At 50.7% G+C, this 13,934-nt stretch carries 11 protein-coding genes; 6 read left to right on the forward strand and 5 right to left on the reverse strand.

What is annotated here, in order from left to right; translation table 11 throughout:
• Positions 1-73: 73 nt before the first annotated feature.
• Positions 74-2,944, forward strand: a complete 2,871-nt coding sequence (gene uvrA / locus B4W65_RS05190; RefSeq protein WP_088654266.1) for an excinuclease ABC subunit UvrA — start codon at positions 74-76, stop codon at positions 2,942-2,944.
• Here the strand turns inward: uvrA and B4W65_RS05195 are convergent.
• Positions 2,941-3,453, reverse strand: coding sequence for a GNAT family N-acetyltransferase (locus B4W65_RS05195; protein ID WP_088654071.1), 513 nt, complete (start codon positions 3,451-3,453; stop codon positions 2,941-2,943). The two genes, uvrA and B4W65_RS05195, sit on opposite strands and share 4 nt — an antisense overlap.
• Before the next feature lie 162 nt (positions 3,454-3,615).
• Between B4W65_RS05195 and B4W65_RS05200 the strand changes: the two genes are divergently transcribed.
• Positions 3,616-5,259: a family 43 glycosylhydrolase gene (locus tag B4W65_RS05200; RefSeq protein WP_158522779.1), complete on the forward strand. Its 1,644-nt coding sequence runs from the start codon at positions 3,616-3,618 to the stop codon at positions 5,257-5,259.
• A 24-nt stretch (positions 5,260-5,283) separates the two neighbouring features.
• Here B4W65_RS05200 and recG read toward each other — a convergent pair whose 3' ends face one another.
• On the reverse strand, positions 5,284-7,383 hold the full coding sequence (gene recG, locus B4W65_RS05205; protein ID WP_088654267.1) for an ATP-dependent DNA helicase RecG: 2,100 nt from the start codon (positions 7,381-7,383) through the stop codon (positions 5,284-5,286).
• A gap of 114 nt (positions 7,384-7,497) precedes the next feature.
• On the opposite strand from recG, the gene B4W65_RS05210 reads away from it, so the two are divergent.
• The 4 genes from B4W65_RS05210 (at position 7,498) to B4W65_RS05225 (ending at position 10,001) form a co-directional block, all read left to right on the forward strand.
• Positions 7,498-8,286: an O-methyltransferase gene (locus tag B4W65_RS05210; RefSeq protein ID WP_088654073.1), complete on the forward strand. Its 789-nt coding sequence runs from the start codon at positions 7,498-7,500 to the stop codon at positions 8,284-8,286.
• 81 nt (positions 8,287-8,367) lie between these two features.
• Positions 8,368-9,069, forward strand: coding sequence for an ABC transporter ATP-binding protein (locus tag B4W65_RS05215; RefSeq protein ID WP_088654074.1), 702 nt, complete (start codon positions 8,368-8,370; stop codon positions 9,067-9,069).
• A 72-nt stretch (positions 9,070-9,141) separates the two neighbouring features.
• Positions 9,142-9,708: a cob(I)yrinic acid a,c-diamide adenosyltransferase gene (locus B4W65_RS05220; protein WP_088654075.1), complete on the forward strand. Its 567-nt coding sequence runs from the start codon at positions 9,142-9,144 to the stop codon at positions 9,706-9,708.
• Between the two features lie 71 nt (positions 9,709-9,779).
• A complete protein-coding gene (locus B4W65_RS05225) occupies positions 9,780-10,001 on the forward strand; it encodes a DUF2795 domain-containing protein (RefSeq protein ID WP_088654076.1) in 222 nt (73 codons plus the stop codon).
• A gap of 70 nt (positions 10,002-10,071) precedes the next feature.
• On the opposite strand, the gene B4W65_RS05230 is transcribed toward B4W65_RS05225, so the two are convergent.
• Genes B4W65_RS05230 through B4W65_RS05240 form a run of 3 tightly spaced genes read right to left on the reverse strand, consistent with a single transcriptional unit; the run spans position 10,072 to position 13,914 of the window.
• A complete protein-coding gene (locus tag B4W65_RS05230; RefSeq protein WP_088654077.1) occupies positions 10,072-11,649 on the reverse strand; it encodes an OstA-like protein in 1,578 nt (525 codons plus the stop codon).
• 12 nt (positions 11,650-11,661) lie between these two features.
• The gene (locus tag B4W65_RS05235; protein WP_088654078.1) at positions 11,662-13,023 is read right to left on the reverse strand and encodes a peptidylprolyl isomerase; all 1,362 of its coding nucleotides are present in this window, start codon (positions 13,021-13,023) and stop codon (positions 11,662-11,664) included.
• 27 nt (positions 13,024-13,050) lie between these two features.
• Positions 13,051-13,914 (reverse strand): hypothetical protein, encoded by an 864-nt coding sequence (locus B4W65_RS05240; protein WP_240509487.1) that lies wholly within the window; start codon positions 13,912-13,914, stop codon positions 13,051-13,053.
• Positions 13,915-13,934 lie beyond the last annotated feature (20 nt).

The following is a 13,934-nucleotide window of genomic DNA, read 5'->3' on the forward strand; positions in this document are numbered from 1 at the left end:
ACGACCACCCGAGTTCCGTGCTTGTCTGACTTTCTTTTATTATCTTTGCGAGTTACTTTTGATGGATAAAATTATGCAAGAAGGAGCTGAGTGGACCAACAACGATCCGGTAGAGGAAGCCGGACAAATAGATATATTGGGCGCCCGGGTACACAACCTGAAAAACATAGATTTAAGCATACCGCGACACCGCCTCGTAGTGATTACAGGCCTGAGCGGCAGCGGCAAATCGTCCCTGGCCTTTGACACCATCTATGCCGAGGGACAACGGCGTTACATTGAGACCTTCTCGGCCTACGCCCGGCAATTTCTGGGCGGCATGGAGCGCCCCGATGTCGACAAAATCACCGGCCTGAGTCCCGTCATCTCCATCGAGCAAAAAACCACCGGCAAAAACCCCCGCTCCACCGTAGGCACCATCACAGAGATTTACGACTTTTTGCGCCTCCTCTACGCCCGTGCCGGAGAAGCCTTTTCCTACCTCTCAGGCGAAAAAATGGTCAAGTACACCGACAGTCAAATCATCGATCTGATACTGGACCAATTTGAAGGCAAAAACGTGTACGTACTGGCCCCCATGATTAAGGGACGAAAAGGGCATTACAAAGAACTGTTTGAGCAAATTCGTCGCAAGGGCTTCATTCATGTACGGGTAGACGGACAGGTGCAGGAAATCCGCCACAACATGAAAGTGGACCGCTACAAAAACCACTTTATAGAGGTGGTTGTAGATAAGCTTCGGGTGGAAAGCAAGGACCGGAAACGACTGGAGGAATCGATAAAAGTTGCCATGAAACAGGGGCACAACACCATTATGTTGCTCGAAAAGGACCAGGAAGAACCCCGCTTTTTCAGTCGCCTGTTGATGTGTCCCCAAACCGGCCTTTCGTACAACGAACCGGCCCCCCACTCCTTCTCCTTCAACTCTCCCCAAGGCGCCTGTCCCAAGTGTAAGGGACTGGGAACAGTGGACGTGGCCGATATGGACAAAATCATCCCCGACCGCAAACTGAGTATCTACCGGGGCGGCATTGCCCCCCTGGGCAAATACCGCAATACACTGATTTTCTGGCAACTGGAAGCACTGGCCGAACGCTACGGCTTTACCCTGAAAACCAGCATAGAAAATCTTCCGGAGGAGGCCCTGGAGGCCATCCTCCATGGTACCAGCGAACCACTGACACTCAAAAACACCCCCCTGGGCAGCAACTCCAACTATTTTCTGAGTTTTGGCGGGGTCATCAAATACATTCTTGACCAACAGCAAAACGATACAGGGGCCAAGGCCAAACGCTGGGCCGGCCAATACATCACCGGAAAAACCTGTCCCGATTGTCAGGGCCAGCGCTTAAACAAAGAAGCGCTGCACTTTAAAATTGCCGGTAAAAACATTGCCGAGCTCTCGGCCATGGATCTGAGCGAACTGAGGCAGTGGTTTGAGGGCCTGGAAGAGCGCCTGAGCGAACGCCAAAAGGTCATTGCCACCGAAATTCTGAAAGAAATACGTTCGCGCCTGGGCTTTATGGTAGATGTGGGCCTCGATTACCTGGCACTGGACCGCGGCGCGATGACCCTCTCAGGTGGAGAGAGCCAGCGCATCCGTCTGGCCACCCAAATCGGTTCTCAGTTGGTAAATGTGCTGTACATACTCGACGAGCCTTCTATCGGACTTCACCAACGCGACAACCACCGCCTCATCGACTCTCTGAAACAACTGCGCGATACGGGCAACTCCGTTTTGGTGGTAGAACACGACCGCGATATGATGATGGCTGCCGACCACCTGATTGACATGGGCCCCCATGCCGGTCGCCATGGCGGCAAGGTCGTGAATCAGGGTACCCCCCTGCAGGTACTCAACGGACAGTCGCTGACGGCCGATTACCTGACCGGACGCAAAAGCATTCCTATGTCCGAAAAACGACGCGAAGGCAGCGGAAAGCAACTCAAATTACTGGGTGCTTCGGGCAACAACCTCAAAAACATTGACGTAGCCTTTCCCCTGGGCAAATTCATTTGCGTGACCGGCGTATCGGGCAGCGGCAAGTCCACCCTCATCAACGAAACCCTCTACCCCATTCTTAACCAACATGTTTACAAGGGGGTAAAGGAGCCGCTGGCCTATAAAAAAATAAAGGGCCTGGAACTGGTCGACAAGGTGGTGGATGTGGATCAGTCGCCCCTGGGACGTACGCCCCGCTCCAATCCGGCTACCTACACCAAAATATTCGACGAAATCCGCAAACTATATGCAGAACTGCCCGAATCCAAGATTCGGGCCTATACACCCGGACGCTTCAGCTTTAACGTGGCGGGAGGTCGCTGTGAGACCTGCAAAGGGGGCGGTGCCCAGGTTATAGAAATGAACTTTTTGCCCGATGTGATGGTCGAGTGTCCCGATTGTGGCGGGAAGCGTTACAACCGGGAAACCCTGGAGGTGCGCTTTAAGGGGAAAAACATCAGCGATGTGCTCAACATGACCATCAATCAGGCGGTGGAGTTCTTCGAAAACATCCCCAAACTGCAGCACAAAATCAAGATGTTGCAGTTGGTGGGACTCGGCTACATCAAATTGGGGCAGTCGTCCACAACCCTCTCGGGGGGCGAGTCGCAGCGGGTAAAACTGTCCTCCGAACTGGCCAAGAAAGACACCGGCAAAACCATCTACATTCTGGATGAGCCCACTACGGGTCTGCATTTTGAAGACATCCGGGTCTTGCTGGAGGTGCTCAATAAGTTGGTGGACCGGGGCAACACGGTGATTGTGATTGAGCACAACCTGGATGTCATTAAAGCGGCCGATCACCTCATCGATATTGGTCCCGAAGGGGGCCGCAAAGGGGGCCAGCTGGTTGCTACCGGTACACCGGAAGAAATCCTTAAAGTAAAAAACAGTTACACCGGTCAGTTCCTGATGATGGAGCCGGAGTTTAAGCGGGATTAAGCTTTGGAGGCCACAGCACCAAGCTGTCCGTTAAAGCCAAAAATCAGCTCGGGACTGCCCTTGGGGTAGCGCCGTTTGAGGTAGCGGAAGCCCAGGCGCCCGGCCAGGGCAATGGAGGCCTTGTTTTGGGGGTGACTGACAATGCGCAGACGTGCCTGCTCATCGCTGGTTAAAGTGGAAAGCAGTGCCTGCATCGAGCGCAGGGCATAGCCTTTCCCCTGAAAGTCGGGATGAAAATGGTAACCCAGATAAATGTAGCAGCGCTTCCTGTCGATGGTCAGCACCCCAATCATGCGTCCACAGCTTTTGGACACTACGGCCAATTCCAGGTAGGGACTCTCAGCGCTGTAGGCCGCTATCCTTTCCATATCTATCCGCAACTCGGCCCTGGTCAGCGGCGCAAAATCGTCGTAGCGCGCCACCTCGGGGTGACTGTAAAGCCAAAAGTAATCTTCGGCATCGGCGGCCTCCATACTGCGGAGTACAAAATCGGGAAAGTCGATGAGCATAGCATGATCTTATTGTCGCAAAAGTAAGCGAATATTGCCATGCTGATCCATCCCGACAAAAATAATTATGGCAACATCCATCCCCCGTCTTTATCGCTCCGTCCTCCCCAGTTTGTGTTAATATAAGTTTCTTTGCCTCAGTTGCTAACCAAATTTATGCTTATGCTGTTTCACTACCTGTCCATTGTGCGCCCCAAAAAAAGGGGCAATCTTCTTAATATGGTCCTTTTCTTCAGCCTTTTCATGGTTGGAGTAACGGCACTAGAAGCGCAGGGACCCGTGCACGATCCTTCTGCCATCATCAAAGGTGAGGATGACCGCTACTATGTATTTGCAACCGGAGACGGGGTCTACGCCCTTTCGTCATCGAATCCGCAGTTCAGCGACTTCAGAGAGGAACCCTCCCCACTGAACCCCTCACAATATCCTGCCTGGATCGATCAGTATGTCACTGATTTTGGCGGCAACTTCTGGGCCCCCGGAGTCATATACATGAATGGCTATTACTACCTCTACTACTCGGCCTCTTCTTTTGGCAGCTCACGCTCAGCCATTGGCGTAACACGAACACCCACTCTGGCCAATCCGCAGTGGGAGGACCAAGGGCTGGTTGTCAGCTCCAATGGCAGTATTAGCGACATTAACGCCATCGACCCGGCACTCTTTCGCGACGATGACGATCGCATCTGGATGTCCTACGGCTCCTTTTTTGGGGGAATAGCCGTGGTGGAAATCGACCCCGAAACCGGCAAAACTGTGGGTACGCTCACCAAGATTGCAGGAGGCAACCATCAGGACTATGAAGCCCCCTATATCCTGAAACACGATGGCTATTACTACCTGTTTATTAATCGTGGCAAGTGTTGTCAATTGCTCGAAAGCACCTACTATGTGGAGGTCTCCCGTTCGACCAATATTACCGGTCCCTATACCGGAACCCGTCAGTTTTTAAGTTCACAACAGGGACATGTGGTGGGCCCGGGTCACATTGGATATCGTGAAAACACTCTTACTTATCACTATTACGACGGGTTCAGCAACGGTTATCCGCGTATGCTGACCACCACCCTTTCGTTTGAGAACGGTTGGCCCCTAGCCGGTCCCAATGGTGTGGAACTGGCACAAATCAACGGCACCTATGCCTTGGTGTTTCAGCACAGTCAAAAAGCCATTACCATTGAAAACACCCCGGCAGAAAATGGTTCCAACCTGGCGCAACACCCATTTACCGGGCAGAACACCCAATACTTCGAGATCACCCACCTGGGCAACAACTGGCACAGTATCCGTCCCCAGATGAATCCGGAGCAATCCTTCGATGTGTTTGAAATCTCTGTAGAGAACGGCGCCAACATAAACCTTTGGGAATATTGGGGCGGCAACGGACAGCAGTTTGCCTTAGAACAAGGACCCAATGGGTATTACCTCATTAACCGCAACAGCAATCGCTGTGTGGAAGTAGGCAACGCTTCTCAGGCAGATGGGGCCAATGTTATTCAATGGGGCTGCTTTGAAAACGGAGGGCACCAATTACTGGCGCTGGTTGAACCAACTCCAAGCTCACTCGAAAACAATACACTTGGAGACCTACAACTGCACCCCAACCCCTCCAATGGTTACTTCACACTCAGCGGACACCAAGCCGGAAGCACACTCACCATAAGCAACCTTCAAGGCCAAATACAGGGCGTTTTTCAATTGAATAAAACCCCACAAACCTTAGCCCCCGACCTGGAGCCCGGCCTATATTTGGCACAAATTAGCAGGGGTGCCGAAAACCACACCCTAAAACTGATCATTCAATAAGAGAAGCACAATAACCAAAAGCAATCAGCTGATCATGGCCCAATTGATTTTGGCACGCGCCAGCTTTTTAAGCTGGCGCACCAGCAGCTGATTCTGCTCCTGCTCCAACAAGGGGTCCTGCTCCAGCACTTTCAGCGCAATGTCCCGACCCAGCTGCAAAATCTGCTGATCGCGACCCAGATGAGCAATTTTCAGCTCAAAGGGGAGGCCCGACTGCTGGGTCCCTTCCAAGTCACCGGGGCCGCGCATTTTCATGTCGGCTTCGGCAATCTCGAAACCGTCGTTGGTACGAACCATAATCTCCATACGTTTACGACTCTCCTCGGCCAACTTATAACTGGTCATAAGTATGCAATAGCTTTGCTCGGCTCCCCGTCCCACTCTGCCCCGCAACTGGTGCAACTGGGAGAGCCCAAAACGCTCGGCACTTTCTATAATCATCACCGAGGCATTGGGCACATTAACGCCAACCTCTATCACAGTAGTAGCCACCATAATCTGGGCCTCGCCAGAGGCAAAGACCTGCATGGCGGCATCTTTCTCTGCCGGCTTCATGCGTCCGTGTACCATCACCACCTTGCAATCGGGAAAGGCCTTCTGCATGTATTCGTAGCCCTCCGACAAATTTTTAAAATCCATCTTTTCCGACTCGTCGATGAGGGGATACACCACATAAACCTGTCGTCCACGGGCAATCTCCTGATGCAAAAAACGATTCAACTCGTTGCGCCGGTTGTGGTACTGATGTTGGGTTTGTATGGGTTTACGACCAGGAGGCAGCTCATCAATTACCGAGACCTCCAAATCACCATACACCGTCATAGCCAAGGTTCGGGGAATGGGGGTGGCCGTCATCACCAAAACGTGTGGGGGCTGCTGGTTCTTACGCCAAAGCCGCGCCCGCTGCTCCACCCCAAAGCGGTGTTGCTCGTCGATCACCACCAAACCCAAATGGCCGAAAACCACCGTATCTTCAATCAGGGCGTGCGTCCCAATCAGAATTTGTATGCTGCCCGAACGCAAGGCTGCATCAATTTCCTCGCGCTGCTTCTTGCGGGTAGAGCCAGTAAGTAAGGCCACATTGATCCCCAAAGGAGCCACCTGGGCTGCGATGGTGGCATAGTGTTGCTGAGCCAGAATTTCAGTGGGTGCCATCAGGCAGGCCTGAAACTTATTGTCAAGGGCAATCAACATAACCATCAGCGCCACCAGCGTTTTCCCACTGCCCACGTCGCCCTGCAACAAACGATTCATTTGTCGCCCGCTGCCCATATCCTGACGCATCTCCCGGATGACTCTCTTTTGGGCCTCGGTCAATTCAAAAGTCAGATGGTTTTTATAAAAGGTATTGAGGTAAGCACCAACCTGAGTAAATACATGGCCCCGAATCGTTTTCGAACGCTGGTTCTTCAGGCGCAGGATGTTCAGCTGAATGTAAAACAACTCCTCCAGCTTAAGGCGAAAACGAGCCTTCTCCAGATCCTGGGTTGAGGCTGGAAAATGAATGGTGCGCAAGGCCTCGTTCAAATACATCAGGCGGTGTTGCTGCAGCAAATAAGCCGGCAGCGTCTCCGGTATCATTCCTTTGTAGGTCTGGAACAGACTAAACACCAGCTTCTGCAGGGCCTTGGAGCTGAGAAAACTACTTTTCATCCTTTCCGTAGTGTTGTACTGAGGCTGCAAGCCGGCCTGCAATCGGGCCTTATTCTCTTCGAAACGCTCCAATTCGGGATGTACAATGTTTATGCCCCCGTTAAAGACAGAGGGCTTGCCAAAAACGAGGTAGGTCACCCCTGCTGCCAGACTGCCCCTAACAAATTTGAGGCCCTTGAACCAAACCAATTCTACCTGGCCCGTCCCATCTGTAAAAGCAGCAGTCATCCTCTTGCTGCGGCCTTCACCAACTGTGCGCAAAGAAAGCACCTGTCCCTTCAGCTGAATGTGTTGCATATCTGCGCTGACTTCGGAGATGCTGTAGATGCGGCTGCGGTCGACATAGCGATAGGGAAAATGATAAAGCAAGTCTTCGTAAGAAACCATACGCAGCTCCTGCTTGAGCACCTCTGCCTTCTTGGGCCCTACCCCCGGCAGGTACATGATATTTAAAGTAGCAAGTTCGGACATGATTCGAAGTCCAAAAATAGGAGAAAGGATTGAAGGATACAAGCACTGCCGCTGCACTACAGCGGCAGCTCTGCTTTTTTGTTATCTTTGCCTTAGGATACTAAATTCGGTACTGTGAACTGGCATCTGGCAAAACGAACACTCAACTACTCCCTCAAGTCCAACCATTTTAAAGGTTTCGGCATACAGTCGCCCTTTATTTTTGATTTGGTGAGTCACCTTTTCCGCGAAAAGCAGGTTTATTACGACTTTGAGCGCATCGAAGCATGGCGTCAGGCCCAACTTCGAAGTAAGCAAGTCATGGAAAAAACCGACCTGGGCGCCGGCTCCAAAGTCACCCGACAACAAAATACAACAGTGGGCAAGCTGGTTAAAGACGGCGCCCTGCCAAAGAAATACGGAGAATTGTTGTATCGACTGGCGGTTCGCTTTGAAGCACGAAATGTATTGGAATTGGGCACCTCCACAGGCATCAGCACCCTTTACCTGGCCTTACCGTACAAAAAAGGAAAAACAATAAGTCTGGAAGGCTGCCCCGAGAGCGCCAGGGTAGCCCGTGCTGCCTTTGCCCACTTTGGCGCCGAACACATTCAGGTACTCGAAGGACCCTTTGCCAGCCAATTACCGCGTGCGCTGGAACTTATGCCCCGGCCCGACCTGGTGTTTTTCGACGGCGATCACCGGGAAGAGGCGACCCTAAGTTATTTTGAAGCATGCTTGCCCCGGGCACACAACAACACCCTTTTTGTGTTCGACGACATTCACTGGTCGCCCGGCATGGAACGGGCCTGGGAGAAAATTTGTGCCCACCCAAAAGTCACCGTTTCCCTGGATCTTTTGCGTCTGGGCCTGGTCTTTTTCAGGCGCGAAAACAAAAAAGAACACTTCACGGTACGCTTTTAGCATTAAACCAAAAGCACCTCTGGCTGTCCAAAAAACATTAATAAAACCAAGCGGTAGTCCCCGGTAAAAACACAACAAAGCATGGATAACGTCATTGAAATTGAGCGGATAGAAAAGAATTATGAGGTAGGCACGCAAGTGGTACGGGCTCTCAGGGGGGTAAGCACCACCATTGAACGGGGTGATTACGTGGCCATTATGGGCCCTTCGGGTTCGGGAAAATCTACCCTGATGAACATTATCGGGGCCCTCGACACGCCCTCGGCCGGCACCTATATTCTGAACGGGACCGACGTGAGTCACCTGACCGACGACCGACTGGCGGAGATTCGAAACATGGAAATTGGCTTTGTGTTTCAGACTTTCAATCTTTTACATCAATACTCTGCCCTGGAGAATGTGATTCTGCCCCTGGTATATGCCGGCGTGCCCAAGCACGAACGCATCGAACGCGGCAAGCAGGCGCTCGAGCGGGTGGGACTGGCCGAGAGGATGCTGCATAAACCCAATGAGCTTTCGGGGGGACAGCGTCAGCGCGTGGCGGTAGCCAGGGCCCTCATCAACAATCCGGCCATCATTTTGGCCGACGAACCCACCGGTAACCTCGACACAAAGACCTCCATCGACATTATGCGGCTTTTTGCCGACATACACGCGGGAGGCAACACCATTATATTGGTTACCCACGAAGAAGATATTGCCTTACACGCACACCGGATACTGCGCCTGCGAGATGGCGAAATTGAACGGGACGAACGCAACCAGGACGTAAGCAAAATATAAAAACGACCGGGGGCAAACACTTTTGCCCCCGGTTTGTTAATGAACTTTATACCAAACACTATTTTACGCACTATGAATAAAAGCCTGGTCTATACCAAAACGGGCGATAAGGGAACTACGGGACTCATTGGTGGCACCCGGGTGCCTAAGGACCATTACCGACTGGAAGCCTACGGCACCGTAGACGAACTGAACACCCACCTGGGGATGATTCGCTCCTACCCCATTGATGAGCGCAGTGCACAGACGCTCATTCGCATTCAAAACCAACTCTTCACCATAGGCTCGTACCTGGCCACCGATGCCGAAGTTTCGGATTTGCGGCAAAGGTTAAAAACCGAAGAAAGCGAAATTGAAATTATGGAAAGGGAGATGGACGAACTGGAGGCCGCCCTTCCGCCCCTGCGAAATTTTGTTCTCCCGGGTGGCCATCCGGCTGTAGCACAATGCCACATTTCCCGCACCATTTGCCGGAGAGCCGAGCGCCGAATTGTAGCCATGCAGGCCGAGGTGGAGGTGGACCAATGGGTGGTGCGCTACATCAATCGCCTGTCGGATTACTGCTTTGTATTATCGCGCCATTTGGCGGCTTATTTTGGCATTGAAGAAATTCCATGGAAGCCCGACTTGCAGGATTGATTTTTTTTTATAATTTCGCCGAAAGAACACAAGGAGTATTCACAAATTTTAAGGGTTAAACTAATATTACTATGTACTGGACTCTTGAATTGGCTGCAAAATTAGAAGATGCCCCCTGGCCTGCATCAAAAGAAGAATTAATTGACTTTGCCATTCGCTCCGGAGCCCCTCTGGAAGTAATCGAAAACCTTCAGGAAATTGAAGATGAAGGGGAGATTTATGAAAGCATTGAAGACATCTGGCCGGATTACCCGAGCAAAGACGACTTCTTTTTTAATGAAGACGAATACTAGCGGATGTTGAAAGAGATAAAAAAGGAACTGCAGTCGGACTGCAGTTCCTTTTTTTTATGCGATCACTTACTTAGCGATCAAAATGAAAATCGCTGTAGTTGACTTGTTGTATCGCCTCAGGCTCATGCTCTTCCCGAATAAAAATATCCGCCATTTTTTTGGGACGATATTCTTCCAACCAACGAAAACCCTCCAATCGTTGCGCTTCATCAGACAGCAAATACGGAGGATTCAATCGTCCCGCCGGTTCCTTCCTGAGAATAATTCCGGTCACCTGCTGCTCCTCCAGTAAGATGCTTAAGTTACTCGACTCGGCCTTATTCACCCCAATCACCGCACCGTCCTCCTTAGGATAGTAAATGGTCTGGCCATTTCCTTCCACATCAATTCGGTACAGTTTATTGTCTTTAATGTGCCCGGTCATCGAACGCCCTTTAATCTGGTTAAAAGACGTACTGTCTTCGGGTCCCACCACAAAAGCATTGCTGAGTAACTCAGCCTTGTACAGGGCATTATTCCGGGTATGCAATCGAATGGTTCCGGCCGTCATCTGGTTCTGGTTGGCCCACAATATGGGATCCTTGTAAAAGGTATTAATGGAATCGCGCAAGTCGTACACCATGGAATCACAGCGCCCCTGGAAGTCGGTTCTGAAAAACTTCACATTGTGGTATGCCCTTACGAGTTTGTACTCCGTGCTGTCGATCGGGTCGGCTCGAAGCGTATCGGCATGCAAAAACAAGGTGTCGTTCTGCTGCACCTGCATCAACACAGCACGACGTGTGGCCAGTGCCCGCTGACTCAGCTCGTTGTAGTAACCGTAATCTCCGGTAATAATCAGGTGATTGGCCGAATCCTGCAAGTGCATGGAGGAAAAAACTTCCCCAAAACCATTGTTTCGGTTATAATAAATGGTGTCTCCTTTAAGCAGCTGCGTCTCCCCCTTGATGGAACTGTTTCGCTCCAACTGTGCCACATCGTTTTGCGTGTCGTAAAAACCGGCCTCCGAGTAAATAACGTTTCGCTCGCTGATGATGGTGGTGGGACCAACAATTTTGATGATTTCGGGGATAGTGTAATACAACAAGGTATCCGAATACATCTTGTAATCGGGGTTGGTTACCACCACCTCCTTACGAAAATGCGCCTCCTCTGTTCTGGGGTAGTAGTAGCCCCAATCGCTGACCAGTTCGTTATTGTCGCTGGTAATGGTACCTCCATCGTAATAATACGCCACATCACTTCTGCGGTCATAATCCAGAAACTCCGTTGTCAGAACGACATTCTTGTTGACCAGACGCACATTTTCACGAACCATCGCTTTGTCCTCATTCCCCCGGTAATACAAAACATCTCCATACAAATGAATGCTGTCGTTTTGTATCACATGCACCGATCCGTAGGCATGCACCATATTGGAATCGCGGTAAAAGAAGGCACTGTCGCAATGCATCAGGGTTTGATGATGACGAAAACGCACATTACCAAAAAGCGCTTGTACATTCTTCCCAAAGCGGGCCGCTCCTTCCATGTAATCGGCATGTTCGATGTGCACGGTAGTTCTTCCCTCTTCTCGCTGTTGGGCAGGCAATACGCCCATCCACAACACCACAGCCAACACCCCCAAAAATCGCATACCCACTTTCATTGTCGCGCTCTTTTACTTACGCCAGCCATCGTACTCAAAACTGCAATTGATCCAATTGGGACTGATGGAAATATAAGTATCCCGCTGCTTGCCCACAATCCATTTTTCAAAAGTCTCCTCCCGCTTTTGGTTTTCGAGGATCAACTGCAGCAACTGATAATCGTCTCGTAAATTGGCCCTGTGCGCCTCGGTCTTCGACTTGAGACGTACTACAGAAAAATAATCCTTACCCAGGCGCTCATCCTTCATCATAAAGGCATCCGAAACCTCACCCACCTCCATACTCTCGATCTGACGATTGATGGCGGGTTGTATCTGCGGAATTTCAAATTTGGTGCTCTGATCGTAAGGATTGATCATTAAGCCCCCGTTGATGCGGGTATCTTTATCGGCCGAAAACCGAAGGGCGGCTTCCTCAAAGGACATCTCTTCCTCACGCACCAACCCGGCAATAGAGTCGGCACGCTGCCTTGCCGCTTCCACCGCTTCAGCAGAAGCCTTGGGACGCATCAAAATATGGCGAACATTTACACGGTCGCCCTGACGCTCGACCAGCTGAATAATGTGGAAGCCAAACTCCGATTCCACAATTTTTGAAACCCGACCCGGTTCCTGCATATTAAAGGCCACCTGAGCAAACTCGGGCACCAATTCGGCGCGTGACATAAAACCCAACTCACCGCCCCGTGCGGCTGAGCCCGGATCCTCCGAGTAAAGCACAGCCAGTGTGGCGAAATCTCGTCCTTCGGCCACCTGCCGCTGAAACTCTCTTAAACGCCCTTTAACCCGCTCCGTCTCGTCCACCTCAATGCGGGGAAAAACGGTTATTTGCTGAATTTCAAACTGAGGGTTGACCATGGGCAGACTGTCTTCGGGGGTACGCCGGTAAAAAGCCCGGATTTCGGCGGGCGTAACTTTTACCCCATCGGTAATCTGTCCTTGCATCTGCTGAGTAAGCATTTGGTTACGAACAATGGTACGCTGCTCCATTTTGATTTGGTGCAGGGGTTTGTTCAGCCACTCTTCCAACTTCTCCCTGGAGCCGGCACGATTGATGAACTCGTTGATTTGTCGGTCAACCTGAGAAATAACCATATTTTCACTCACCTCAATACTGTCGAGCTTGGCCTGTTCCAACAACAAATTCTGCAACAACAGTTGTTCAAAAATATGGCATTTGAGATCACCCTGAAAATTGGCCCCCTGCATCATAGCCTGCTGAAACTGAAACTCTACATCAGAACGCAGAATAGGGTTATCGCCCACTACGGCAATCACCTCATCGATGACACTGCCTTCCTGGGCCCAGACTGCCGGAAATCCCATTACCAGTCCCACCAACAGACCGCCCAAACGCTTATTAAATGCAAACATATACTTAATTTAAGGTACTTTTAACGACTAATAGAAATTCACAATTCGTTCACGCAGCCCCTCTTCATACAAATCCTTGCCCAGGGTCTCGATAAATTCAATGCGCTTTTTATTGAGCAATATGGCCCGGATTCTCTCTTCTACAAAAGCAACCGGAGCTGCACTACCCGGAAGCTGAAAATCATGAATGGCCAAATAATAATTGTAATCCTCATCACTGGTCTCGTAGTGTTTGGTCCACCGTAAAAACTGCAGCTCATTGGTCATGGGTTGCGGCAGCATCGAATTGATGCGCCTGAAAGGCACCCAAGTTTCAATAAACTGCTCGTAAGTACGGGCATGCTGAAAACAATAAGCCTCCAAATGAATGAGATCCTCGGATGCGGCAGAACGGTACCAGCGTTGTAAAAAGCTCTGTTCGGGTGCATCTTTCCGCACCTTAATAAACACCCCCTGTATAATACTTTCCTGCAAATTAAAATTGTCTTTCATTTGCGCATAGTACTCTTCTATTTCACGGCTTGTAACCAAGGGAGAGTGCTTCTGTTCCAGCATTTTTTGCTGATACAAATGCACCAAAAGAGAGGTGCGGTATTCATCCAGCAGCTTTTCCACATCTTTTTCCTGGGGACTCAGGTTCATTTCAGCCTGACGCAACATAAGTTGATTCCTGATCCAACGACTGATGTAGTCTTCGGCAATGGCCATGCTGTCCTGTGGCGACAACTGCTCGGGTACGGCAGCCCGCAATTCCTCCTTGGTCAGCACTTCACTGCCCACCGAAACGAGCGGCTCCTGCTCAGGCGTGCCATCTCCCGGCTTACATCCGGGCCAGAACAATACCACCAGCCATAACAAACTCCTCCAACTACTTATTGTCTTTATTGGCATTATTTTCAACTTTTAAAACA

The sequence above is a fragment of the Geofilum rhodophaeum genome (assembly GCF_002210225.1).
In the GTDB taxonomy this organism is placed as follows: Bacteria; Bacteroidota; Bacteroidia; order Bacteroidales; family Marinilabiliaceae; genus Geofilum; species Geofilum rhodophaeum.

What these genes read in the sequence shown, in the direction of transcription:
- B4W65_RS05225 (WP_088654076.1), top strand. Translation starts at nt 9,780, where the DNA reads ATGTACTGGACTCTTGAATTGGCTGCAAAATTAGAAGATGCCCCCTGG.
- B4W65_RS05200 (WP_158522779.1), top strand. Translation starts at nt 3,616, where the DNA reads ATGCTGTTTCACTACCTGTCCATTGTGCGCCCCAAAAAAAGGGGCAAT.
- B4W65_RS05240 (WP_240509487.1), bottom strand. Translation starts at nt 13,914, where the DNA reads ATGCCAATAAAGACAATAAGTAGTTGGAGGAGTTTGTTATGGCTGGTG.
- uvrA (WP_088654266.1), top strand. Translation starts at nt 74, where the DNA reads ATGCAAGAAGGAGCTGAGTGGACCAACAACGATCCGGTAGAGGAAGCC.
- B4W65_RS05235 (WP_088654078.1), bottom strand. Translation starts at nt 13,023, where the DNA reads ATGTTTGCATTTAATAAGCGTTTGGGCGGTCTGTTGGTGGGACTGGTA.
- B4W65_RS05195 (WP_088654071.1), bottom strand. Translation starts at nt 3,453, where the DNA reads ATGCTCATCGACTTTCCCGATTTTGTACTCCGCAGTATGGAGGCCGCC.
- B4W65_RS05230 (WP_088654077.1), bottom strand. Translation starts at nt 11,649, where the DNA reads ATGAAAGTGGGTATGCGATTTTTGGGGGTGTTGGCTGTGGTGTTGTGG.
- B4W65_RS05220 (WP_088654075.1), top strand. Translation starts at nt 9,142, where the DNA reads ATGAATAAAAGCCTGGTCTATACCAAAACGGGCGATAAGGGAACTACG.
- recG (WP_088654267.1), bottom strand. Translation starts at nt 7,383, where the DNA reads ATGTCCGAACTTGCTACTTTAAATATCATGTACCTGCCGGGGGTAGGG.
- B4W65_RS05215 (WP_088654074.1), top strand. Translation starts at nt 8,368, where the DNA reads ATGGATAACGTCATTGAAATTGAGCGGATAGAAAAGAATTATGAGGTA.